The sequence below is a fragment of the Sulfurimonas sp. HSL3-2 genome (assembly GCF_039645965.1).
Classification (GTDB): Bacteria; Campylobacterota; Campylobacteria; order Campylobacterales; family Sulfurimonadaceae; genus Hydrocurvibacter; species Hydrocurvibacter mobilis.
On record NZ_CP147917.1, the window covers coordinates 419238 to 442477 of the forward strand.

Below are 23240 nucleotides of genomic sequence, written 5' to 3' on the forward strand. Positions count from 1 at the left end.
ATTAGTGATATTGTATCTTCTATAAGGTTAATTAAGGAGTAATTATTGCTTTTTTATATACTATTTATTTGACTTAATGTAAAATGAAATAAATAAGAGGTGGTTTGTTGCATAGTATTATCAGATTTACATATATTGCCCTATTTATTTTTGTCAGTTCATTAGTTATTTATGTTTCTCATATGTATAAAAAAGATCTGGCAGATGTCAAAATCGTCGAGTATTTTACAAACAAATCCAAAGAACTAAACAAAGAGATAAACAAATTAATACTAAATAGAGAAGAAAATCAACTCTTGATAGTGCAGCAGTTGGTATTAGATAGTAAAGTTCTGCATATTATGAAGACAAAAGAGTTCGACTCGGAAAGTATGCAGTATATAGCAGATAAACTGGAGAGAAGTGCAGGTCTAAAAGATACATGGTTTCAGTTTATCGATAGAAACGGTACGAGTATAGCTAGAAGCTGGAATGATAAACGAGGGGATGATCTGTCGATCATCCGTGACGACGTACTCAGTATGATCAATAAACCGAGGATCATCAACAGTATAAGCGTCGGCCGGTATGATATGACTTTTAAGACGATGATGCCGGTCTATGATGAAAAACATAGGTTTTTAGGCGCAATGGAGTTGATCTCGAACTTTGATTCCATCTCGGCAAAGCTTGAAAAACAGGGTTATAGATCTGTCTTCCTTGTAGATAAAAAGTACAAAAAACAGCTCAAGTATCCAAGAACGGGAAGATTTGTAAAAGATTACTATGTCGCCAATCAGGATGTAGATGAACAACTGTTAAGTTTTATAAAAAGCAAAGGGTTGGATTATTTTATATCACCGTACCACAGTTATGTCATAGAGGATGATACAGTAGTCTTTAATTATGCACTCTTTGATAAAAAAGAGCAGTTGATAGCGAACTTCCTGTTGTTTAAAAAGGTCTCTTCATATGGTCTCAACGAGATAAACGAGACAAAAAACAAGATGAATATCATCACAGCGATCATCTTATTATTGGTAATGGTCGGTTTTTACGTATTGTCTATCAGTAATATTGCGAGTATAGAGATAGACAAGAGCTTTTACAAATTGGCAGCCCTGTTTATAATCGTATATTTTCTCTATTTTATTCTTGTGAGTTTGTATTATAAAGACCAAAAAAACAGATATATAAGCGCATATAACAATCAGATCAAAATTGATTTTGATAATATCAAAGCAAAATATGCAAATATGGCGGATTTGATATTTAAGACCGACATACAGACCCCTGCAGTGTTAAAGGCATTGAAATCAGCACAGACAAATGCTACAAGGGATCAGGCGAGAGAGGAGCTGTATGATGTTTTAAAATATGATTATGAACTCTTTAAAAGCATCGGTGTGAGACAGCTTCATTTTCATCTCAAAAATAACGAAAGCTTTTTAAGGTTTCATAAGCCCAGAGAGTATGGTGACGATCTTTCGGGTATCAGAGAAACGGTAATGTGGGTGAATAAATATCATGAAAAGGTCGAAGGGTTCGAAGAGGGGGTTCATTCAAACGGATTTAGATATATATACCCTATCTTTGATGAATATGACCCTTCAAATATCTTTTATCTTGGAAGTGTAGAAGTATCTTTTAGTTCATTTTACTTTATTAGAGATCTGGCTCAGTCGTATAATTTTAGAAGCACATTACTGGTAAAGACAGATATCATAGAGAAAAAAACTTTGAAAGGTTCTTTGTCATACTATACCGATTCGGATTATATGGGCTGGTCTTTTGACCGAGCCATTTCGGAAAAGTTGAAAAATCTCTCTATAGATGCAGATTTGTCGCTTATCGATAAAGGGAGATATCAATATATAAAAGAGAATATAGAAAAAGGGGAAATCTTTTCTATAGAGACGCAAGACAAGAGCAATTTCTTTACGTTTGTACCGCTTCAAAATCCGATAACTAAAAAGGTGATCGGGGTGTTAGTACTGCAAAAAGACAAAGGCCTCTTTGTAACGCTTCATAACAATATGTATACTGCGCTGCTGGTAGGATTTATATTTTTGTTATTTGTATTTTTATATATGTACAAAGAGATAAGTATCAAAAAACAGTATAGACTACTACTACGTAAAACACAGCGCATATTGGACACGCAAGATTCGATAATAATCATACTTGACGATAAAGAGATAGTAGATATCAACAAAAAGTTTTTGGATTTTTTTGGATTTGATTCACTTTATGAGTTTAATCTTCATTACAGCTGTATCACGGATAAGTTTTTGGACGACAGCCGTTTGTTCGATCTACACGGATTTGAAGACAAGAAAGAGTGGGTCCGTGAACTGGAAAAAATGGATAGTAAAGATAAGATCGTCTCGATGATGGATAAAAATGGTGAGGTACACTTTTTCTCTATAAAAGACAGCAAGCTTGACGATAACTACCTCTTAGAGTTTTCGGATATAAGCGATACTATGAAAGATAAATTCCAGTTTATCAACAAAGCATATAAAGATCATTTGACACAGGCTTATAATAGAGAATATTTTGATTCTCATATAAACAAGATCATCGATAATCTAAAATATGATGATGTTCTGGGGATCATATTCTGTGATATAGACTATTTTAAAAATGTAAACGATACATATGGACATGAAGTCGGTGACAAAGTCCTGAAAAAGATGGTCGACATCATCCGTAAAAACACAAGAGCGGATGATATCATCGTTCGCTGGGGCGGAGAAGAGTTTGTTGTTTTTCTTTATGTGGAATCTATGGATATCTTAGTAAAAATAGCAAATAATCTAAGAGAAGCGATAGAGAAAGAACACTTTGAGGAAGTAGGCGGTCTTACTTGTAGTTTTGGTCTGAGTCAGTATATGAAAGGTGAAAAAATATTAGAGTCGATAAAAAGAGCTGATGAAGCACTTTATGAAGCTAAAGCAAGCGGTAGAAACCGTGTCAGATTTAAGTTTTAAGGTGATCCTTTGAGTATTTATAGAGAGTATGATATACGCGGGATTTTTGAAAAAGAGTTGAATGAAGCAACAGTCGTTCGCATAGGGTATGCACTTAGTAAACGAATAGAAGGCGATCATGTGGCCGTGGGATATGATGCGAGAAGTCATTCTCCTGTCCTATTCGAATACTTGGTCCGCGGACTCAATGCAGGCGGAAAAAAAGTGCTAGATATGGGAATGGTTCCCACACCTGTAAACTATTTTACGAATTATCAAGAGTGGGACGGTATCACACCAAGTGCTTCAGTAATGATAACCGGTTCGCATAATCCAAGTGAATACAACGGTTTTAAGATCACCGTAGATAAGGCACCGTTCTTTGATGAAGATATCTATGAACTGGGACACGAAGTGGAAGCAATGGATATGCCCCGTGAAGCAAAACGGAGCATAATGAAGATAGACCCCGTTACCCGTTATGTGGAGTTTATGCTAAAAGAGTTCTCGCATCTTCGCGGTATGAAAGAGCGTATAGTATATGACTGTGGAAACGGCGTTGCCGGAATTGTGACGGAGAGGATATTTAACGGACTGGGCTTACATGTAAAGGGAATATATATCGATCCTGACGGAACTTTTCCAAATCATCATCCGGATCCTTCAGTAGAGCATAACCTCGAAGATATTAAAAAGCTTTTGGCTAGTGAGGGCGATATCGCTTTTGCTTATGACGGAGATGCTGATCGCATCGCAGTCCTTACGCATAAAAATAATATAAAGGGCGATATGATGGCTCTTTTATATGCGATGAAGATAGATAATCCCGTGGTTGTCGGCGATGTAAAATGTTCTCAGGTGATGTATGATGAACTTGAGCGCTGCGGCGGTAAGACTGTTATGTATAAGACTGGACACTCGAACATCAAGGTGAAGATGAAAGAGGTGGATGCTGATCTTGCCTGCGAAGTAAACGGACATGTATTTTTTAAAAACCGCTACTTCGGATATGACGATGCTATCTATGCGACGCTCAGGATGCTGGAACTTGTTCATGATGGGATCGATCTCGATGCAGAACTGGCACGTCTTCCCGAGGTATTTTCGACCGAAGAGATAAATATCGAGGCGACCGAAAAAGAGAAGTTCAAGATTATAGAAAAGTTAAAAGAACTGCTTCAAAATCCTCCTTCGGATTTTCCTCATATAAAAGATATCATCGATGTAGACGGTGTGAGGGTTGTCTTTGATACGGGATGGGGATTGGTGCGTGCAAGTAACACTACACCGGCCTTGGTGACTCGTTTTGAGTCTACAAGTAAAGAAGATGTCAAAAAATATGAGACAGTACTCAATGATTTAATACAAAAAGCAAAGGAATTATTATGAAAAGATTTATGTTGATACCCGCAGCACTGTTCTTATTATCGGGATGTGCACAGAAGATGCAAGTGAAAGTGCTGCAACCTGCAGAAGTGGCCTCGGCATCTAAAGTCAAAAAGATAGCGGTCTCAAAGTTTAAAAACGACAGAGTGAATCTCTCCAGCAAGATAGAAGCGAAGCTCTTTGAATATAAACTGGACGATAAACCCTATTTTAATGTTGTAAGCAGACAGGATCTAGATAAGGTCATAGAGGAGCAAAAGATGCAAAACAGCGGTCTTTTTGATCCCTCTACAGTCGTGGAAGTAGGGAACCTTACAGGTGCAGATGCGATCATAGCCGGTGATGTCTCAAGCCCTTCGCATGAAGATACAAACTTTTTTGAGACAAGAACGAAATGCGATAAAGAAAAATGCTGGGAGATAAAAGTAGGATGTCTTAAAAGAGTATTTTCTCTGACATCGGAAGTAAGACTCATAGACGCAAAGAAAGGGGATGTGATCTTTGCCGATACTGTTACGAAAAACAGCAGCTATAAACACTGTTCAGATGATTCAAATGTTCTTTTTTCACAAAATATGGCTGCTCAGGTACTCGCAGAGGAGATAGCGGACAGTTTTGTGTACAAACTTCTTCCTCACTACGCATACTTTAGTGTGGAGCTTCTTGACGAGGGAGATATCGAGTATAGTGATGCACAAAAAAAACTTCTAAAAAATGCTTTATTGTATATCGAACAAAATAGACTTGACAAGGCGGAGGCTCTTCTACTGGAACTTATCGATTCGACTGCCCAAAAAAGTTATGTCCCTATCTACGATCTCGGTGTCATAAAAGAGGCACAAGGGAAGCTTCAAGAAGCAAAAGAACTTTATTATAAGGCAGATAGCATTACAAAAGAACCTGTAAGAGAGTTAAACGATGCGATCAACCGTATTAACAGAGTCATTGAGCAGAACACTCAGGCTTTAAATCAGATAAATAACAGGTGAGCAGTATGAAGTTTACAATAATAGCAGCTATTCTTCTCTTCTTTACGGGATGTTACAGCGATCTGCCTATAGAGGTAGAACAAAAGCCTGTAAGTTCATGGATAAGTAATCCTCCTAAATCAGACAGTTCGACTCTTTATGCTTTAGGCGAAGGTAAAGACCAGTATGAAGCGCTTGCAAACGGATTGAGTCAGATGGTCTCGACCTTAAGTGTGTCGGTAAAATCACAATATGATGCGACGACGAAAGTAAAAAATGTAAACGGTGTCGAACTTTACACCAACGATGTAGAGCAGAAGGTAAGCAGCAGTGTCAAAGAGTTAAGAGTCCCAAGCTATGAGATCATAAACTATGAACAGGTCGGTTTTAACTCTTACGCTGTTTTGATAAGGTCTGATAAAAAGCTATTTTTTCAAAGCATAAAAAATGAGGTCGACAACACTATAAAACTGTTAAAAGATGATGAGAAATCGTATAAGTCATCAAATATATTAAAACGTCTGGCATTTTATAAACAAACTTCTGCTTCAGTAGATGATCTGGTATATCGATCAATCGTCCTTAAAGTGTTAAATCCGGAGTTTGATGAGAGTTACATCATCAATGAGGCATCAAGATTCAAAACGGCTTATATCTCTTTAAAATCAAAGATATCCTTTAGTATAACCGCGGATAAAGATAGCCAAAATCTAGTACCGGTAGTAAAAGAGGTCTTGACTGCAAAAGGGTTTAAGATCACGAAACAAAATAGCGGACATCATTTACATGTAGGCATCAGATCAAACATCGTCTACACTACTGCGTATGGATTTGATTTGGCGCGAAGTGCCGTGGATATTAGTATAAAAGACAGTAGTAACCAAACTGTCCTCGCCAAAAAAATAGATATAACAGGACAGTCGACACAAGGATATGAAGTAGCAAAGCAGAATATCGCATCAAAATTGAAAAAATATATTATTGATAGTGAAATATTATAATTAATATAAATTTTACATATAATTAATTATAAGTTAGTTACTATTCTAAACTTTTAACTATTGAAGGAAGTTTGGAATATGCTATTTTACTTAGCTCTGTTTTTGGCATTTTTGTATTTTAAAATTGCACGCGTTCATAAAAAAGAGGAAATTCTTACCCGTTCTATCAAGCTCCTGCATATCTTGACAGGAGCTGCCATTGCCGCTATTTTAGTTTATGGGACTCTTTATATAGAGTGGTATTTTTTTGTTCCGTTTATATTTATATTCGCAACTATGGCATCTTTAATGGTGACAACTATTCAGTTGGGTATATTTGTTGACGGTAAGCCTCTGCTTGGGATCAGTCGCGTATATACGTTTTTTCCGTTATTTAGTGTCAGTATTCTCTTCTTTTCATCCTTACTTTGGATATCTAAAATAAGTTTTATCTAGATTTTTATATGGATTTGATATACTTATTACCATGATAAAACAAGGAAAATAATGAAAACTCATACTCTTTTAATGCCCCTAGACATGCACCTGCATCTTCGTGACGGAGTCATGCTGGAAAATGTAGCACCACTAAGTGCTTACAGTTTCAGCGGTGCTTTGGTCATGCCCAATCTCGTTCCCCCGGTAACGACAAAAGAGGATGTTATCGCTTATAAAGAGCGTATTATGGCTTCTGTTCCAAACGATTACTTTGAACCGTATATGACACTTTTCTATCAAAACTACGACAAAGCGTTTCTTGAAAGTGTAGTCGACGATATCTTAGCAATCAAACTTTATCCAGCAGGTATTACGACAAACTCGGAAGGCGGCGTGAAATCTTTTGATATCGAAGCTATGCGTCCGACATTAAACGCGATGAGCGAGTTGGATATACCTCTTTGTATACATGGAGAGACTGACGGTTTTGTAATGGACAGAGAAGCTGAGTTTATGAGCATCTATGAGCTTTTAGCACAAAATTTTCCTAAGTTGAAGATAGTGATGGAACATATTACGACAAAAGCAGCTGTCGATATGCTCGATAAATATGAGAACCTTTATGCGACGATCACGCTTCATCATCTTTTGATCACTTTAGATGATGTGGTCGGCGGGATGATGAAACCGCATCTTTTCTGTAAGCCTATAGCTAAACGCCCCGAGGATAGAGAAGCTCTTTTAAAAGTAGCTCTTGAGGCACATCCCAAAGTGATGTTCGGTTCAGATTCTGCTCCTCATCCTCAGCATAAAAAAGAGTCTTGCGGATGTGCTGCGGGTGTGTTTACTGCCCCGATCGCTCTGCAGGTCTTATGTGAAGTGTTCGATGAATTTAATGCCTTAGAAAACCTGCAGGATTTCGTGAGCGATAATGCTCAGCGTATTTATGGTATCTGTCCTGAGTTTAAAGAGATCACATTGGTCGATCTGCCTTTTACAGTACCGGAAAGTTATTCGGGAGTGATCCCTATGTACGCAGGCGAAACTATAGGATGGTCAATAGAAAGTGTCGAGTAAAATCCTGCTTTTAGAAGATGACCTTCTTCTATGTGAGACCATTGCAGACCTGTTAGAAGATGACGGATATGAAGTCAAACAGTGTAAAAACGGTCAGGAGGTCTTGGATCTGACATACAAAGAGAGGTTTGATCTTTATCTTCTGGATATCAATGTCCCGATAATAAACGGGCTTGACCTTCTCCGTGAACTTAGAAATTCAAACGATAAGACTTCAACCATCTTTTTGACATCACATAAAGAAAAAGAGATGCTCTCTCTCGGCTTTCAAAACGGTGCGGATGACTATATAAAAAAACCGTTTGACTCACATGAACTTCTTTTACGCATAAAAGCTGTGCTTAAACGTTATCAAGGCGATGAGAACGAGTGTTTCGGTGTTTTGTGCAACGACAAGAAAAGAAAACGCATTCACTTCAATAAAAAAGAGCTTGACCTTTCACAAAAAGAGTATTTGCTTCTGGCACTGCTGATGAAAAACGCTAATGAGGTCGTTACAAAAGAGATGATCGTCGATGAACTTTGGAATACCAATGAAGATGTGAGTGACGGCGCCATCCGTGTCTATATCAATCGATTGAAAAACTTTCTGGAAGATGGGATGATAGAAAACATACGCGGGGTAGGTTACAGACTTGTTTTACAACCTTAGAAGATATATCTTTTTATATTATTTTATAACCGTTCTTATCTTCGGCGGAGGATTTTGGTACGCCAAAGACAGCGCAAGGTTTGTAGATATCTACATTTTGGTAATAGTGTTTTTAATACTTATAGTCATCTCCGGAATAGTTATATCCAAATTATCTATCGAGCCTTTGGAAGAGTACATCACAAATCTTGAAGAGCTCTCTCGCGATACTCTGCATGAACTTAACCTGCCAATCTCTACTATCAGGACAAACGTCGATATGATAGAGAAAAAACTAACCGATGAAAAATCTCTGAAACGTTTAGAACGCATTAAAACTGCGTGTGATATGCTGACGCAGAGATATAATGAACTTGACTATATGATCAAAAAACAGACGAAAAGAGAGGTCGTCGAGGAGTTTGATCTCAAAGAGCTTGTAGAAGAGCGTGTAGAGTTTTTACGTAATATCTATTATGACATAGTATTTACACGGGATTTAGAAAGTTTTGTTATAAATATGGATAAAATCGGGCTTAGCAAAGTCATAGACAATATCATAGATAATGGTGTAAAATACTCTCAAAATGCCAAAAAGATCGATATAACGCTTAAAAATAAAATATTAAGTATCAAAGATCACGGAATAGGCATCGATGAAGTGGTATTGCTTCGTATTTTTGACAGATATTACCAAAATGATGACAGTATGCCGGGTTTTGGAATCGGACTTTATATGGTAAAAAGATTTTGTGATACAAATCGCATAAAACTCAATATAGAATCAAAAAAGGGTAGCGGGACTACTATATTTTTAGACTTTAAAGGTTGTTAATGGAAACATCGGATTTTTTAACTTACGCAGAAAACACTCTTGACTATGGGATTATGGGAATACTCTTTATTATGAGTATCGTGACTTTATGGCTATTTATAGAAAGACTTATGTTTTACAAATCTGTAAAAATTGAGGATTATGATAATAAAGATGCATTAGAGTTAGACCTTAGCGACAATCTCTCGACCATCGGTGCTATGGGTGCAAATGCCCCGTATGTAGGACTTTTAGGTACTGTTATCGGGATCATGCTGACTTTTTACTCTCTTGGTGATATCGGTGCGGTCGATGCTAAAAAGATCATGATGGGACTTGCACTGGCACTTAAAGCAACGGCACTGGGACTAGTAGTGGCTATTCCTGCTATTTCGTTTTATACGATTCTGCTTCGTAAGATGGAAAAGATCGTGACAAAGTTTGATATCGCTCGTGAGGCAAAAAAATAGATGAAGCCAAGAAGAAAGTTTGATCAGATAAACGTCATACCGTTTATCGATATAATGCTCGTACTTCTGGTTATGGTCCTCACTACTGCTACATTTGTAAAACAGGGAATCATTCCTGTAAACCTCCCAGAAGCGAAAACAAAAGAGAAAAACGACCTGCAAAAAGAGGTGGCTATTTACGTGAATAGCAAGGGTGAGATATATTACGAAAAAACTAAAGTGACTCTGGATGAGTTGGAGAAAAAACTATCGACTATCTCTAAGACGCAGACTGTCGTTTTAAGAAGTGATAAAGAGTCAAGATTTCAGGATTTTGTGAGTGTTATGAACATATTAAAACGTTTAAACCACGAGCAGCTGTATATCGTTACGAAAGATTAAAAGACCGGAGATCCCGATCTTTTCTCCTGTATATCTCACGTTTTAAACTGTTCAAGTTTTCCGTTTAGTTCTTCAGTCAGTGAGTTTAGATGTTCAGAAGCAGAAGCTATCTCTTCGACATTTCTTGCATTTGTAGATGATATAGAGTTGATCTCTTCCATCTTAATCACGATAGTCTCCATATGGTTACCTGTTGTTTCAAAATCTTTCGATGTCTTATCGCTTGCATGTACAGCAGATAATACGATCTCGACAGTATGATTGATCTTATCTTCCACATCTTCTGATATTTTAGAAAGTTCCTCTATCTCTCTTGAGTTCTCACTCATTTTCCCTGATGCATCTATGATCGATTGAACGACTACGTTGATTGTCGCGTTGATCTCAGTAAGAGATTTTTGAGTACGTTCTGCAAGTTTTCTTACTTCGTCCGCAACTACGGCGAAACCGCGTCCATGCTCACCTGCACGAGCCGCTTCAATGGCAGCATTCAATGCTAAAAGATTTGTCTGTTCTGCGATATCGGAGATGATCTCCAAGACACTTTTAACTTCACTTGCATCCCTTGAAAGAGCTTCCATATTGCGAGAAAGTTCTACTTCTGTCTGTGCAGTCTCTTGGACTTTTGAAGTCAGAGAGATGATGTTGTCTCTTGCACTTTTCAGGTTTTCATTTGCTTGAATGATATTCTCTTTACTTCCTTGTGCATCAGATATAGCAGAGAGGATCTCAGATTTGATATTACTTGCATAGTCTGTTGCTTCATTGACTATCTTCACAGAACGTTCGACGTTTGTACCGACATTGAGTGATGTAGTCGACAGCTCATGAGATATCGCGGCATTTTCTGATGATGATGTCTTAGAGTTTTCGATGAGGTTACGAAGCTGGTCTAAAAAGCGGTTAAAGCTTTTTGCCATCTCATTAATCTCTTGCGGAGCGTCTTCATCTACATGTAGCGTAAGATTGTTCTCATTTCCTATTCTTGTCAGAGTGTTTTTAAACTTATTAAGAGGTTTGTTCAGACCGTTCTTAATGATATATACCGCAACTATCAATCCAAATATAAGACCGAATATAAGTGCATTTATCATAACTGTTTTTGAACTGCTTAAAGACTCCATAGAGGTGTTGCTTAGATTGACTGTTCCATCAAGACCTGCATCGTTGACCGTTTCAACATAGTTAAGAGCATTCGCTCCGTTTTGAGCTACGGCTTGAGCATACTCTTCAACCTGTAAAGACACGCTATGCAGTTTCTTAAGTTCATTTTTATAGTCGTTAAGTGCATCCTCAGCACGGTTGATAGCTTTAAGATCACTTTTTGAATGTGTTATTCTTTTTAATTCGGCATAAAGTGCATCGATCTTATCAAATGTTTTCAAGCCGTCTTGCAGTATTTTACTATCTCTTCTTGCAGCTGATTTGAAGTTGGCGACTCTAACCTCATTGCCTAACAGACTTGAATCATAAAGAAGATGAATCCTTTTTAGTTTTTCGTCCGATTTAGAGCCTTTTTTTAGTTCCTCTTTCTGCTTAGCTATCAGATCATTTGTTGTCGTAACAAAAACATTTGCACTCTTATCTAACTGAGCTCTAATCTCATTTTTACGTTTAAATGCCTGATCTATAGAGTCTAAAGCAGATTGATATTTTGAGATAGCTTCTTTAAGCGGTTGAATCTCTTTTTTTAGTTTTACGAGATTTGGAAAGTTTTTTACGTGCTCCTCCGCCTCTTTTATATATTTGTCAACCTGTGCAAAGTCTTCATCTATCTTTGATTTGTACTTTTCATCTTCAGAATACAAAAACTTGCCAGAGTTGATACGTACACCTGCAAAGTGACTTGCTACTTCAGAAAGTATCTGAACCTCTTTAACATACTGTTTTGCCAATTTATCTGAATTGTTGACAGCACTAACTATGCTGCTGACCCCAAAAAACCCCATGATCAACAGGATCAATAGGAGCATACCGTACCCGATACTGATCTGTTTACTTAAACTCATTTTATTCATTTTATACCCTGCTATTTAAATGGTGCGCAGATTCTAACAGAATCCATATTAAGCGTTGTTTGTTATTATTTACTTATATTTTTAACATAAGGATTAATAAACGTTTTTCTTCATTAAGGTGATCGGCGGCTTTTTATCTTCCGTTTTATTTTCATCTGTGAAGTTTAAATCGGTTTTTACAGTGACATTTGTATCAAATACCTTTTTCTTTTCCTCTTTAATATCATGAAACAGAGTCGTTGCAATGAAAAACAGGATCATAATGACTACGATGCCTGCATAGAAAAGAAGATAGTTCTTTATCTGTCCCGATTCAAACGGATTGTCTATCTTCATGATTGGAGTTTTTCTTTTTCAAAAAAGTAGTTTGTAGCTTCTACGAAACCTTCAACACTTCCGCAGTCGAATCTTTTACCTTTAAACTTGTAAGCGATCACTTTTCCCTGTTTTGCCATCTCTAAAAGAGCATCTGTGATCTGGATTTCTCCGCCTTTACCCGGTTTGGTCTCTCTAATCACATCAAATATATCGGGAGTAAGGATGTAGCGCCCTATGATAGCAAGGTTTGTAGGTGCATCAGCAGGTTCAGGCTTTTCGACCATATCTGTGACTCTGACGACATCCTCTTCTATAAAGTCACCGGCAATGATCCCGTATTTACTAGAGTTTTTAACGTCTATTTCGTCAACAGCGACGATACAGCACTCATATTTTTTATAAAGTTCCGACATCTGAGAAAGTACAGAGTCTCCTCCATTATTGTCACACAGATCATCTGCAAGTATGACACAAAACGGTTCTTTTCCTATAAGTGTCTCACCCGAGAGTATCGCGTGACCAAGACCTTTCATCTCTATCTGTCTTGTGTATGAAAATGTACATCTGTCGATCACGTCACGTATCTCGGTCAGGTAATGCTCTTTTGAAGTCCCTTTTATCTGATGCTCTAATTCGTAAGAGATATCAAAATGATCCTCTATTGCACGTTTACCGCGTCCAGTGACTATCGCCATGGTGTTACATCCGGCTTGTATAGCCTCTTCTACACCATACTGTATAAGCGGTTTTGTAAGGATGGGAAGCATCTCTTTAGGCATAGCTTTTGTAGCAGGTAAAAACCTTGTACCGTAACCTGCCGCAGGAAATAAACATTTTTTGATCATAAATTATCCTATATTTAATAAGTCCGTAATTATATCTTTATATTTTTTAATGCAAGTTTGTATAAAGAGAATCCAAATTATAATAAACAGCAATAAAACAATAAAGGTTATGAATGAGCGTATTACTAGAGTTTGCTATGTTTCCTACATCGGATGAGTGCAGGGAAGGGGCTTCTGTGTCTAAACAGGTAAGTAAGATCATCGATGCCATTGACAAGTCGGGTGTAAATTATCAACTGACACCGATGGGTACCGTAGTAGAGACAGACACTATGAGAGAAGCATTGGATATTATAGAACTGGCGTATGCTCAGTTGGAAGATTGTGAAAGAGTTTACTCCTCTTTAAAGTTTGACATCAGAAAAAATACAAAAAACAGGCTAAAGAGCAAAATAGAATCGGTTCAAAGGAACTTAAACAGGGAAGTAACCACATAATCGCGTGAATTTCGGTCTTTCCTTGTGTTTTACCTTTTATTCAGTTATACTTCAGGCAACAAAAGATGATTCGAGTTATATCTTTGGCCTGCTTTCTATTGATGACTTCCAGTTAACAGTTAAAAACACCTAAAAGAAAATTCATAATTAGATTTTAAAATCACTTCAGCAATGTGGTGTGTCTAAACAAAAAAGGTATTACAATGGCAACATTAGTTAATGGAACAGTTAAATGGTTCAACAGTGAAAAAGGTTTCGGATTTATCGAACAAGAAAATGGTGGAAAAGATGTATTCGTACACTTCCGTCAAATTAACAGCAACGGATACGGTCGTGTATCACTAGACGAAGGTCAAAAAGTGACTTTCGAAGTTGGTGAAGGCGAAAAAGGTCCTCAAGCAGAAAACGTTACAGCTCTGTAATCTTTCTTTGAGCGGGTCTTCCGCTCAATCCATACACACTTCTTAATTTAAATCACGACAAACTTATTTTCTTACATGTAACATAACGTATAAAACGTTACGCTACTTTTTTGAGAACTTTCTTAGCTACTTTTTTCGCTTTTTTCGCAGTTGTTGGTTTTTTCTTCAACACTATTTTTGCAGCCTGTTTTGCTACTGGTTTAAGTTTCTTTCTAGAAACTACTTTTTTCGCTGCTTTTTTTACAACTTTTTTGACCTCTTTTTTCTTTAGAGCTTTTGCCATTTTGTATATCCTTTTAAGATTTTTTTCTCACATCACTATGTAAAATAGTAATATAATATGACTATTGTATAGAATATATGTATATATGTCAACTTTTTATAGAGATTTGCTATAATTTGTAATATTAGGAGAAATAATGACATTTATCGAGTTTAAAAAACTTTTGCTTGATGCTGATATCACTTTGCCGAAGTTCAGTAAACTTATAGGCGTAAGCGAAAAAAATCTTCAGGCATATAAAAAAAAAGGTGAAGTGCCAAATACGATAGCTGTCATAGTGAGCTGTTTCGCACATATGAATCAATCGAAAATAGACTATAGAACACTTGTTGACTCTCTTGGACTTAAGCCGAAAAGTAAGAAGGGATCAGGTTTTGCAACTAAGAAAAAAGAGACAAAACCTATGAAAAATAGCGATACTGAAAGTAAATAAACGAGAGATATCTAAGAAGCTTAAGATTATGTTTTATAATAATGCTAAAATTAAAATAAACAGAATCTTAATAGAGGGAAATATATAATTCCAAATGAATAAATTTATAACTTTCTTATCCAAACTCAGCTTCTGGCGATATGTCGCGACGTTTACATTATTGGCAATAATCATCTCTGAACTTTTGATATTTCTTCAAAACTTTTTGCTGACAGGAAGTTGCTTTGATAAGAGCCATTTGATAGTCGGCTTTATTACGCCTGCTATAGTCGGTTTTATTGTATTTATCATATCCGCTTATTTGATCCGTTACTTAACAGACATCCAAAAACAGCTTCAAAATGTTCAAGAGGTTGCAAACATCGGTTTTTGGGAGTTTGATGTAAGAACAAACTCTCTGTATTGGAGTGATGAGGTCTATAAGATATTTGGACTGCACCCACAAGAGTTCGAAGCAACGTATGAGGGATTTTTAAAGTATGTCCATCCGGATGACAGAGACTATCTAACAAAAGAGTATGCTGCTTCGATAGAAGAAAAACGCGATTACAATGTAACTCACAGGGTCGTTCAAAAAAGCGGGATCATCCGCTATGTAGAGGAAAAATGTAAACATTACTATGATCTGCAAGGGAATGTTATAAAGTCTCTCGGTACTGTTTATGATGTCACAGACAGGGCACTTAGTTCGGATAAGATGCAGAAGCTTTTTGATCTGCAGACAAATATCGTCATTCAGACCAATGGAAAAGTCTTAAAAAAAGCCAACCAGTCATTTTTAACTTTTTTTGATTTCTCTTCACTTGAAGAGTTTTTAAAAGTATATAGCTGTATATGTGACAGGTTCGTTGAAAATGACAAGTTCTTTCATCTGGGAAAAGTACCGGAGGGTAAAATATGGACAGAAGTGCTTGCAACGACACCTGAAAAAGAGCGTGTGGTCTCGATGCTGGACAAAGAACTTGTCGCACATGCTTTTAGCGTTTCTGTAAACCACTTTGAAGATGATGATTATATTGTCTCGTTTTCCGATATCAGCGAAACTATTTTAGAGCAGCTTTCTTTACAGAAAAAAGTTTTTCATGACACTCTTACCCATGCATATAACAGGTATTTTTTTGAAAATAATATAAAGATCATCAAAGAGGCTGTTTATAAAAATGATAAATATCTAGGGCTTATAATGTTTGATATCGATAAGTTTAAAGATGTAAACGATACTTATGGACATAATATAGGCGACATTGTTTTAAAACGTCTTGTACAAGTAGTCAAAGAGTCGATAAGAGAAAATGATATATTGATCAGATGGGGCGGTGAAGAGTTTATCGTCATTTTAGAGATCGAGTCGATTGACAAGTTAAAACAAGTGGCAGAACATATTAGAATGAAAGTTGAAAACTATAACTTTATTGAAGTCAACCAAATTACATGTAGTTTCGGAATAACACTGCACAAACATAATGAAACAATGGATCAGACGATAGAACGTGCAGATAAAGCTTTATACAGTGCTAAAAACAGCGGTAGAAATAAAGTTTCCCAGGAATAATACAGGAACATAAGATCTATCTATTTTCTTTTTTTTGTTATTGTTTTAGTCATTATAATCACGAGGACAAAATATGAAAAAAGAGATGGTAGACACCAGAGTACCGCAGATTATTATATTGTACTGGATCATCAAAATAGCCTCGACTACATTGGGTGAGACCGGAGCGGACATGTTCTCTATGACATTTCAGTTCGGATACGCTTCTACTATCATCATCTTTATGACGATTTTTTTACTTTTCTTCGCCGTTAAACTTTCACTGAAAAGATATGAGCCTCTGACTTACTGGCTGACCTTTACAGCTACGGCTATCGTAGGAACCGCAATATCAGATTTTATAGACAGGAGCCTTGGTCTCGGGTACGCAGTCGGTTCTCTTATCTTACTCTCTTTACTAGGTATGGTTCTGTACTTTTGGCATAAAAAGGACAGTTCACTCTCTGTTGAAAAAGTTTTTACAACGTCATCGGAGGTTTACTACTGGATGGCTTTTTTGATCGCAAACACTTTAGGTACGGCAGCAGGAGACTTTTTAGCTGATGACTTGGGCATCGGTTTCGTGCAAAGTGCCACACTTATATCGCTGGTCTTGATCAGTTTAGTCGTGATGAACTACTATACAAAGGTTTCGAAAGTCTTTTTGTTCTGGCTGGCTTTCGTACTGACCAGACCTTTTGGAGCGACATTCGGGGATCTGCTTACAAAACCGATAGAACAGGGCGGGCTGGATCTAGGGACTATCGGTGCATCGTCGTTTTTTATGCTAGTCCTTATCTTCGCACTTTTTTTAGAGATAAATTACGAAAAGATAAATCACTATAGAAAAAGAATGTTTAACAAATAGTCTTCACGGTATCAAGTTTATGATATTATTAACTAAATTGTTAGTTAATAAAGCTAAAAGGGTTTTTTATGGAGATAAAATACGTAGGTCCAAAACCTGTTATATCCTACAGCAGCGTTCATTTCGATACCAATAAAGAGGACAAATATGTTTACCTCAATATCGCGACACAGCTGATAGAAGCGCTGGACCATGACTACATAGAAAATAAGACCTATATTCATACGCTCGATAGAACACTGTCAGATAGTGAGATGATACGTTTTTTGAAAAAACGGTGTCCAAACTTTGAAAAACTGGTCGATAAAACAAATCATAACGTAGAAGAAGAGATAGAAGAGAATCTCAAAAGAGCACATGAAAACAAGATACTAAACGATGAAGAAAAAGAGGTCTTGGAAAAAAATATACGCCTTATGCGTGAGTATATGATACAGCGTTCAATAAATAAAAAAGTATACTACTGTGTTATGGATCTGCTGGCGGATATCGTTCAAAAAGACCATATAGACAGGATCACTCTGCCTCTTAGACAAAACTATGCACACGTACTTCACTCTCTGCAAGGTACTTTAGAAAAAGAGAAAACGCCTATCGACACAGAGATCACGATGTTTGAAAAAGACAATGAGCTCTTTGTCAGCCTGAAAGTAGTCAACATTCTAAAAAACAGTCCGTTTATAAGACATTAAAAACAACCATATTATTTCAAGGAAACTTCTATGTTACTAACAGATCTTATCGCAACATTGCAGTTGTCTATCGGCCCAGTCATCCTTATCTCCGGAGTTGGGCTGATAATCCTTAGCCTAACAAACCGTTTTGGACGTATAGTCGATAGAACACGCCAACTCTCTGTCGAGTACCGCAGTGCTTCAGGTGCAGATCTTCACCGTATATTATCTGAACTAAAAATACTTACGATAAGAGCAAGAGTGATAAGAGGCAGTAATGTTGCAGCAGTGCTTAGCGTCTTGCTTGTTTCGCTGATCATTATCAGTCTGTTTTGGGCTGCTCAATATCATGTCAATATCGGTTATCTTATCGTTACTCTTTTTATCTCCAGTATCACGAGTCTGGTCGTAGCACTTTCTTTGTTTATATATGACCTTGAACTCTCTTTAAAAGCCCTCTGGATCGAGCTTCCAGAATCAATAGGCAAACCGGAAACGAAGTAAAACCTTTACGAGTTTACAAGTTTTGTGATCGGTGTTTTGTTTAAATGATATTTTTTGCTTTTTTATTAGTAAAATATGGTTGATTATTTTAAACTATTTGCTAAAATTCCACTCAAAAAATAGAAGGAGCTATATATGGACGCATATGAGTATGATGATTCAGAATATACTGATTATGAAGAGGAAATAGAAGAAGAGTCATTTTATGATGAGTATGACTCAGAAACTGACGAAGACTATTAAAAGAGATCTCCGTTTCACTTTGGAAAAGGGAAAAGCATACGAACACGCTTTTGGTAGTCCTTGTAGGTATCACCCCAAACGTTGAGCATATCTTTCTCTTCAAACCAAAGACCGATAAATATATAAATTGTAAATGTGACCGAGAGCATCAGGTGCGAATAGGACATGGTCGGTGTCAACCAGATACCGACCAGTATCCCTAGTTGGACAGGATGTCTAACAAATCTATAAAACAGTTTTTCTTTAAAATCAACCGGTGGTTCTGGCTTATGGATCAGATTAAAATATACTTGCTGTAATCCGAACAGCTCAAAATGGTTGATCACAAAAGTGGAAAACAAAGAAAACAACCAGCCAAAAATATATCCTGCAGTTAGCAGGGCCTTCCCCGTTGCATTATCGACCTGCCATAAAAACCCCTCTAAAGGCTGCCAATACAAACATATCAGATCCAATGCCAATCCTGAAAAAAGGACATATGTACTGCGTTCTGCCGCCTGAGGGATCATTTTAGTTATGTACTTTTTAAATGATGCACGGGCCATCCCTGAATGCTGCAGAGCAAATATCATGACCAATGCAAGATTGATAGTTAAAGCTGTAGTAAACGGTACAGGGTATTGCGAGTTGATGGTAGCAGGCATAAACTCCCAGTCTCCGATATAAAAGATAAACCAGACCTGCGCGATCAGAGCGATGATATATGCAAATATTCCATAAATAAAAATAATCGATTTGCTCATCTTAAGTTATGCCTTTTTATCTTATAATTGTTTTATCAGTATATCATATATGCAAAGTATCAAGGATGATGAAGTTGAACACAAAAAAGTATAGAGATTTAAAGTAGATGCCGTATTTCGTATATATCTTAGAATGCAGTGACAGCACTTTATACACGGGCATAACGACAGATGTTCAAAAACGTCTGCATGAACATAATAACACCCAAAAAGGTGCCAAATATACAAAGATAAGAAGACCTGTGAAGCTCTTACATGTAGAGGAACTCGAGGACAGAAGCAGTGCTTCTAAACGCGAGTACGCCATCAAAAAACTAAAAAGAGAGGAGAAGTTGGCGCTTATAAATACATAAATACTTTGAAGTATAGTGCGGTATTATATAGACTCTATTAAATCTTTTCAGGCAAGTCCTCATATTTCAACACTTCAATAGTCGCATCAATGATGCGCTTAAGTTCATAAGCGTTTTTGAGTCCCTCTTTATCTTTAGTAATATCTAGGGAACCGGATATAGCTATTTTATGAGGTTTATTTTCTACTATCAGATCATTACCGATAGTCCTAACCTCTTGTTCATCCAAGTATGCCATAAAACCTTTTGTAGTTTTTTTCATGAGTGGCCTTTAGATACAACAGACATATCTATTGCTCATCTACTGCAGTTTTTGGTATCCAAGCCTTTATGTCTTTTTTACCGTGGTACACAATGTAGAACCAATCATCTTTCTCTTCTAATACTTCTACCTTATCACCTTCTAGTAAGTACATTTTTGTTTTTGAATTCTTGTTTGGAGCTTTATAGAGGTGTTGCTTTTTTACAATACTTCTTGATACAGACATGTGAGAAATATCTTCTTTAGGTTCTATTACAGCAGATTTATCAATGCTCCATTGCTTAGGGAAAAGTGTTTTATCAAATACAATTCGTTTATTTTCTTTTGACTTACTAATCATTCCTTCTAAAAACCAGTTTTTCTGTTCTTTATCATATCGGTAAGCATATATATCTCCATTATCTGTTCCAAAAAAACCGATGAAAAAGTATGCTGGTTCTTGTGTAACTTTAACTTCCGTACATTCACCACATTGATCTTCCAAAGAAGTTGTAATACTTTTTGAACCACTCATTTTAATTGAAACATTACATCCATCGACCGTAATGGAGTCTAAAATACCATCCCTATTAAAATCAGCATTATATTTAATAGTCTCATCATTTTTATCTACTCCATTAAGATAAGGTGTATGAAAAAAAATATTTCGTATATCTTTTGCAAACAATGTTGTAGTAATAAAACTTAATATGATGTAGTAATATAGTATTTTCATAATTCTGTTAACCTCTTTTCCGCGAATTTATAAACATTAATCTTACCTTCACTATTTTTATAGCTATTCAACTCGGGATGTTTCTGTATGTTATAGTAATTTGTTATAACCGAAGATGCACCAAGTAATTTTTTAGCTCTTGTATATCCTTCTTTTGCTTTGTTTGCATCTTTTGTACATCCAACAATATTTCCTTTGTAAGGTTGAACTAATGGATCATGCCATAGTCCCCATGCAAAAGAAGCTTTTGCATTCGAATAAATCCAACTTGAAACAAATAGATAGTCAGTAGATAATGTTAGATTAAACTCTTTAAAGGCTTTTTTTACTATATCATATCTATCATTTATTCCATTAAAACCGCCATTGACCTTATATGTAATTGCCAAAAAGTCATTACTATCCGCTTCATCATTTAATTTTGCTTTTGCACTCCAATACCATCCTGCACTTTTTGCTGCATGTGGATCATTTTCAAGTTTTTTACGATTTTCTTCAGTTGAATAGACATCTTCTCCTATATGATTTCCATATGCTTTGTAATTTTCTTCAAACGTTATTTGAATTAATCCTCTTCCATACCAAGGAGCGTATGAAGCACTGGAACCGCCATATTCACTTGTAGCCTGTAAGTGAGCTGATTCATGAATGACTTGTGCTAAAAAGTGTGCTTTTCTCAAACATGTGTTGATCTTGAATGTCTCAAAAGCTTCATTTAAACCTTTAATATGCTTTTTACGATTATTTTCTGATATATTACTATCAATAGTATGGAGAATATCGGCTGTAATTTTACATGTACTTTTTCCAAACTCCGTCACCATCCCAATGGGATTTATATGATAAACCAGATGATCTTTTGGAAAACCATCTATGCTTTTGCAGTCTTTAAAAAATGCCAGTTTTTCTATTCTTGCCTGTTCGGCTTTGTAGTGTTTTTTTAGAGTTTCTGCATCTGTCAGTTTATCTTTTAGTTTTTCTACTATATCTATAAATACCTTAGCCATATTTACTTCTTCATCCCACTCACTGGAATGTTGTACTATGAACTTGGATACCGTCTCTTTTAGCACTTTATCTTTTGCTGCGTTAGAGAGCTCCAGAGGGTCAAGTTTATGGTCAGAGTTTTTATCTATAAGTTCGAAAAGCTCTTTATAAGAGTCGCTGAGTTTCAGATCTCTTTGCATCTCTTTTATAAACAGTTTCTCTATATCGTCGTATATGGAAACGAAGTCATTGCTTTTTACTTCTATGATCTCTGCCCACTCAAATGTTACCGGATGCTGCTCTTTACAGTCGCTGTATTTTACATACTGTTTTGCATCTTTATCGTAAAGCATATACTCTATATTTGAAGAGTCTTTCTCTTTTTTGAGATCTGCCATTTTAAATCTTTTAAGTAAAGTAGTCACCTCAAGCGGTGTAAAAATAACCTCTTTGTCTTTAAAAACACTGTCAATAACGGTTAAACCTTTTCCTTTTACATCTTCATTACCTATCTTAGTGACGAGTACTCTTGTATATTTACCCACCTTTTGTGATGCAGAAGGGTCTAACTCGATCGTGGTCTCTTTGGTTGTGGCTTTATTTTTATATATTGCAGAAGTATTACTGAAACCTTCGCGTATATTCGCATCTTGGGAAAGTTTACATCTCTCTGTTTTAAGGTAAAGTTTTTTTTCTTTCGGTACTTCCACATTTGTAGGAGAGGGTTTGTTTTCAGGTTTGTCTTGAGGGTACTTCTCTTTAGCTTTTTCAACAAACGCTTTAAAATCGTCGCCCGTAAACACTTCCAGATGCAGAAGTTTTCTGTTCTCTCCTCCTGCAAGGTTGTACTCGCCTATCGGTGCTATTGTTTGAGAAGCTTTCACCGCTATGGGCGGTGATGGAACTACTGTTTTATCAAGTTCCAGTTTTGTGACGGTGCCCGTATAGATACTTCTCGTATCACTTAACTCTTTTCCGTTAATACTGAGTATTTTATATCTTGGATAACTCTCATGTCCCGGGTATTTTATCTCTGTTTCATCCAAAAGCAGCATTGTCCCTTTTGAAAGTTTTTCGGTTTCTTTGTACTGAGCATCTCGTACTACTGCACCGTCTGTCGTAACCATATAGTTAAGTTTACCTATATGCATGTACAAAGAGAAAAATGTAAGTGCCTTTTCATCGCTTGGATATTGCATTTTATGTTTTACAAGCACAAAACCCGTAGAGTAAAAGCCTTTCTCTGTGTTTTTATCCTCTTCATTTTGAAGATAATCTTTGTTGACTCTATATGCAACAACTTCTCCGTCGGCTATGCATTGTACGCCCTTTTTGGCATCGGGTAGTGCTGCCCCTGTAAAGTGTATGCCTCCGTGCCACAAGCCGTCTTTTGTAAAAAGGTAGTTCCCGCTTACAATTCCATCTAGTGCCGTATCGTATTTTTCTGCTGTATCATAGTCGCTAAGAGGATAACTAAAATTGGGAATATAAACTTCACTGCTCATTCG

General features: G+C 36.6%; 26 protein-coding genes. 18 read left to right on the forward strand and 8 right to left on the reverse strand.

All coding sequences use genetic code 11. The features are described from left to right. The first annotated feature begins 107 nt into the window (after positions 1–107). The 10 genes from WCX87_RS02215 (at position 108) to exbD (ending at position 10096) form a co-directional block, all read left to right on the forward strand. On the forward strand, positions 108–2972 hold the full coding sequence (locus WCX87_RS02215) for a diguanylate cyclase (RefSeq protein WP_345980406.1): 2865 nt from the start codon (positions 108–110) through the stop codon (positions 2970–2972). 9 nt (positions 2973–2981) lie between these two features. After that, positions 2982–4340, forward strand: a complete 1359-nt coding sequence (locus tag WCX87_RS02220) for a phosphomannomutase/phosphoglucomutase (RefSeq protein WP_345980407.1) — start codon at positions 2982–2984, stop codon at positions 4338–4340. After that, positions 4337–5326: a CsgG/HfaB family protein gene (locus tag WCX87_RS02225; RefSeq protein ID WP_345980408.1), complete on the forward strand. Its 990-nt coding sequence runs from the start codon at positions 4337–4339 to the stop codon at positions 5324–5326. Before WCX87_RS02220 ends, WCX87_RS02225 begins: the two co-directional genes overlap by 4 nt. A gap of 5 nt (positions 5327–5331) precedes the next feature. Further along, positions 5332–6306 (forward strand): LPP20 family lipoprotein, encoded by a 975-nt coding sequence (locus WCX87_RS02230; RefSeq protein ID WP_345980409.1) that lies wholly within the window; start codon positions 5332–5334, stop codon positions 6304–6306. A 78-nt stretch (positions 6307–6384) separates the two neighbouring features. Further along, positions 6385–6741 (forward strand): hypothetical protein, encoded by a 357-nt coding sequence (locus WCX87_RS02235; RefSeq protein WP_345980410.1) that lies wholly within the window; start codon positions 6385–6387, stop codon positions 6739–6741. Between the two features lie 51 nt (positions 6742–6792). Then, positions 6793–7800 (forward strand): dihydroorotase, encoded by a 1008-nt coding sequence (gene pyrC / locus WCX87_RS02240; RefSeq protein WP_345980411.1) that lies wholly within the window; start codon positions 6793–6795, stop codon positions 7798–7800. Further along, entirely contained in the window at positions 7790–8452 is a 663-nt protein-coding gene (locus WCX87_RS02245) for a response regulator transcription factor (RefSeq protein WP_345980412.1), read from the forward strand. The genes pyrC and WCX87_RS02245 overlap by 11 nt, the downstream gene beginning before the upstream one ends. After that, positions 8436–9266 (forward strand): HAMP domain-containing sensor histidine kinase, encoded by an 831-nt coding sequence (locus WCX87_RS02250; protein ID WP_345980413.1) that lies wholly within the window; start codon positions 8436–8438, stop codon positions 9264–9266. The genes WCX87_RS02245 and WCX87_RS02250 overlap by 17 nt, the downstream gene beginning before the upstream one ends. Continuing rightward, positions 9266–9715, forward strand: a complete 450-nt coding sequence (exbB, locus tag WCX87_RS02255) for a TonB-system energizer ExbB (RefSeq protein ID WP_345980414.1) — start codon at positions 9266–9268, stop codon at positions 9713–9715. The genes WCX87_RS02250 and exbB overlap by 1 nt, the downstream gene beginning before the upstream one ends. Then, positions 9716–10096: a TonB system transport protein ExbD gene (gene exbD / locus WCX87_RS02260; protein WP_345980415.1), complete on the forward strand. Its 381-nt coding sequence runs from the start codon at positions 9716–9718 to the stop codon at positions 10094–10096. It begins immediately after the preceding gene. Between the two features lie 35 nt (positions 10097–10131). On the opposite strand, the gene WCX87_RS02265 is transcribed toward exbD, so the two are convergent. From WCX87_RS02265 to galU, 3 genes are all read right to left on the reverse strand, one after another. Continuing rightward, positions 10132–12114 carry a methyl-accepting chemotaxis protein gene (locus tag WCX87_RS02265; RefSeq protein ID WP_345980416.1) on the reverse strand — a complete coding sequence of 661 codons (1983 nt, stop codon included), beginning with the start codon at positions 12112–12114 and terminating at the stop codon, positions 10132–10134. Positions 12115–12207: 93 nt separating this feature from the next. After that, on the reverse strand, positions 12208–12450 hold the full coding sequence (locus WCX87_RS02270) for a hypothetical protein (protein WP_345980417.1): 243 nt from the start codon (positions 12448–12450) through the stop codon (positions 12208–12210). Continuing rightward, a complete protein-coding gene (gene galU / locus WCX87_RS02275) occupies positions 12447–13277 on the reverse strand; it encodes a UTP--glucose-1-phosphate uridylyltransferase GalU (protein ID WP_345980418.1) in 831 nt (276 codons plus the stop codon). Before galU ends, WCX87_RS02270 begins: the two co-directional genes overlap by 4 nt. Positions 13278–13390: 113 nt before the next feature. On the opposite strand from galU, the gene WCX87_RS02280 reads away from it, so the two are divergent. Then, complete coding sequence (locus WCX87_RS02280; RefSeq protein ID WP_345980419.1) at positions 13391–13714, forward strand: MTH1187 family thiamine-binding protein; 324 nt, start codon at positions 13391–13393, stop codon at positions 13712–13714. Between the two features lie 203 nt (positions 13715–13917). Then, a complete protein-coding gene (locus WCX87_RS02285) occupies positions 13918–14136 on the forward strand; it encodes a cold-shock protein (protein ID WP_345980420.1) in 219 nt (72 codons plus the stop codon). Positions 14137–14233: 97 nt separating this feature from the next. Here WCX87_RS02285 and WCX87_RS02290 read toward each other — a convergent pair whose 3' ends face one another. Then, positions 14234–14419, reverse strand: coding sequence for a hypothetical protein (locus WCX87_RS02290; RefSeq protein WP_345980421.1), 186 nt, complete (start codon positions 14417–14419; stop codon positions 14234–14236). A 136-nt stretch (positions 14420–14555) separates the two neighbouring features. On the opposite strand from WCX87_RS02290, the gene WCX87_RS02295 reads away from it, so the two are divergent. From WCX87_RS02295 to WCX87_RS02315, 5 genes are all read left to right on the forward strand, one after another. Beyond that, positions 14556–14852 carry a hypothetical protein gene (locus WCX87_RS02295; protein ID WP_345980422.1) on the forward strand — a complete coding sequence of 99 codons (297 nt, stop codon included), beginning with the start codon at positions 14556–14558 and terminating at the stop codon, positions 14850–14852. Between the two features lie 94 nt (positions 14853–14946). Beyond that, on the forward strand, positions 14947–16404 hold the full coding sequence (locus WCX87_RS02300) for a diguanylate cyclase (RefSeq protein ID WP_345980423.1): 1458 nt from the start codon (positions 14947–14949) through the stop codon (positions 16402–16404). Positions 16405–16477: 73 nt separating this feature from the next. Beyond that, positions 16478–17251: a hypothetical protein gene (locus tag WCX87_RS02305; RefSeq protein ID WP_345980424.1), complete on the forward strand. Its 774-nt coding sequence runs from the start codon at positions 16478–16480 to the stop codon at positions 17249–17251. Positions 17252–17319: 68 nt separating this feature from the next. Then, on the forward strand, positions 17320–17943 hold the full coding sequence (locus tag WCX87_RS02310) for a hypothetical protein (protein ID WP_345980425.1): 624 nt from the start codon (positions 17320–17322) through the stop codon (positions 17941–17943). 30 nt (positions 17944–17973) lie between these two features. After that, a complete protein-coding gene (locus tag WCX87_RS02315) occupies positions 17974–18429 on the forward strand; it encodes a DUF2721 domain-containing protein (protein ID WP_345980426.1) in 456 nt (151 codons plus the stop codon). Positions 18430–18686: 257 nt separating this feature from the next. Here the strand turns inward: WCX87_RS02315 and WCX87_RS02320 are convergent, their stop codons facing one another. Next, complete coding sequence (locus WCX87_RS02320) at positions 18687–19415, reverse strand: NnrU family protein (RefSeq protein WP_345980427.1); 729 nt, start codon at positions 19413–19415, stop codon at positions 18687–18689. A 107-nt stretch (positions 19416–19522) separates the two neighbouring features. On the opposite strand from WCX87_RS02320, the gene WCX87_RS02325 reads away from it, so the two are divergent. After that, positions 19523–19768: a GIY-YIG nuclease family protein gene (locus WCX87_RS02325; protein ID WP_345980428.1), complete on the forward strand. Its 246-nt coding sequence runs from the start codon at positions 19523–19525 to the stop codon at positions 19766–19768. 37 nt (positions 19769–19805) lie between these two features. On the opposite strand, the gene WCX87_RS02330 is transcribed toward WCX87_RS02325, so the two are convergent. The 3 genes from WCX87_RS02330 to WCX87_RS02340 are packed head-to-tail and all read right to left on the reverse strand — an operon-like array spanning position 19806 to position 23237. Further along, positions 19806–20030 carry a hypothetical protein gene (locus WCX87_RS02330; RefSeq protein ID WP_345980429.1) on the reverse strand — a complete coding sequence of 75 codons (225 nt, stop codon included), beginning with the start codon at positions 20028–20030 and terminating at the stop codon, positions 19806–19808. A gap of 28 nt (positions 20031–20058) precedes the next feature. After that, complete coding sequence (locus tag WCX87_RS02335) at positions 20059–20745, reverse strand: SH3 domain-containing protein (protein ID WP_345980430.1); 687 nt, start codon at positions 20743–20745, stop codon at positions 20059–20061. After that, a complete protein-coding gene (locus WCX87_RS02340) occupies positions 20742–23237 on the reverse strand; it encodes a hypothetical protein (RefSeq protein ID WP_345980431.1) in 2496 nt (831 codons plus the stop codon). Before WCX87_RS02340 ends, WCX87_RS02335 begins: the two co-directional genes overlap by 4 nt. Positions 23238–23240: the final 3 nt, after the last annotated feature.

What these genes read in the sequence shown, in the direction of transcription:
- WCX87_RS02225 (WP_345980408.1), top strand. Translation starts at nt 4,337, where the DNA reads ATGAAAAGATTTATGTTGATACCCGCAGCACTGTTCTTATTATCGGGA.
- WCX87_RS02230 (WP_345980409.1), top strand. Translation starts at nt 5,332, where the DNA reads ATGAAGTTTACAATAATAGCAGCTATTCTTCTCTTCTTTACGGGATGT.
- WCX87_RS02235 (WP_345980410.1), top strand. Translation starts at nt 6,385, where the DNA reads ATGCTATTTTACTTAGCTCTGTTTTTGGCATTTTTGTATTTTAAAATT.
- pyrC (WP_345980411.1), top strand. Translation starts at nt 6,793, where the DNA reads ATGAAAACTCATACTCTTTTAATGCCCCTAGACATGCACCTGCATCTT.
- exbB (WP_345980414.1), top strand. Translation starts at nt 9,266, where the DNA reads ATGGAAACATCGGATTTTTTAACTTACGCAGAAAACACTCTTGACTAT.
- exbD (WP_345980415.1), top strand. Translation starts at nt 9,716, where the DNA reads ATGAAGCCAAGAAGAAAGTTTGATCAGATAAACGTCATACCGTTTATC.
- WCX87_RS02265 (WP_345980416.1), bottom strand. Translation starts at nt 12,114, where the DNA reads ATGAATAAAATGAGTTTAAGTAAACAGATCAGTATCGGGTACGGTATG.
- WCX87_RS02270 (WP_345980417.1), bottom strand. Translation starts at nt 12,450, where the DNA reads ATGAAGATAGACAATCCGTTTGAATCGGGACAGATAAAGAACTATCTT.
- galU (WP_345980418.1), bottom strand. Translation starts at nt 13,277, where the DNA reads ATGATCAAAAAATGTTTATTTCCTGCGGCAGGTTACGGTACAAGGTTT.
- WCX87_RS02280 (WP_345980419.1), top strand. Translation starts at nt 13,391, where the DNA reads ATGAGCGTATTACTAGAGTTTGCTATGTTTCCTACATCGGATGAGTGC.
- WCX87_RS02285 (WP_345980420.1), top strand. Translation starts at nt 13,918, where the DNA reads ATGGCAACATTAGTTAATGGAACAGTTAAATGGTTCAACAGTGAAAAA.
- WCX87_RS02290 (WP_345980421.1), bottom strand. Translation starts at nt 14,419, where the DNA reads ATGGCAAAAGCTCTAAAGAAAAAAGAGGTCAAAAAAGTTGTAAAAAAA.
- WCX87_RS02295 (WP_345980422.1), top strand. Translation starts at nt 14,556, where the DNA reads ATGACATTTATCGAGTTTAAAAAACTTTTGCTTGATGCTGATATCACT.
- WCX87_RS02300 (WP_345980423.1), top strand. Translation starts at nt 14,947, where the DNA reads ATGAATAAATTTATAACTTTCTTATCCAAACTCAGCTTCTGGCGATAT.
- WCX87_RS02305 (WP_345980424.1), top strand. Translation starts at nt 16,478, where the DNA reads ATGAAAAAAGAGATGGTAGACACCAGAGTACCGCAGATTATTATATTG.
- WCX87_RS02310 (WP_345980425.1), top strand. Translation starts at nt 17,320, where the DNA reads ATGGAGATAAAATACGTAGGTCCAAAACCTGTTATATCCTACAGCAGC.
- WCX87_RS02315 (WP_345980426.1), top strand. Translation starts at nt 17,974, where the DNA reads ATGTTACTAACAGATCTTATCGCAACATTGCAGTTGTCTATCGGCCCA.
- WCX87_RS02320 (WP_345980427.1), bottom strand. Translation starts at nt 19,415, where the DNA reads ATGAGCAAATCGATTATTTTTATTTATGGAATATTTGCATATATCATC.
- WCX87_RS02325 (WP_345980428.1), top strand. Translation starts at nt 19,523, where the DNA reads ATGCCGTATTTCGTATATATCTTAGAATGCAGTGACAGCACTTTATAC.
- WCX87_RS02330 (WP_345980429.1), bottom strand. Translation starts at nt 20,030, where the DNA reads ATGAAAAAAACTACAAAAGGTTTTATGGCATACTTGGATGAACAAGAG.
- WCX87_RS02335 (WP_345980430.1), bottom strand. Translation starts at nt 20,745, where the DNA reads ATGAAAATACTATATTACTACATCATATTAAGTTTTATTACTACAACA.
- WCX87_RS02340 (WP_345980431.1), bottom strand. Translation starts at nt 23,237, where the DNA reads ATGAGCAGTGAAGTTTATATTCCCAATTTTAGTTATCCTCTTAGCGAC.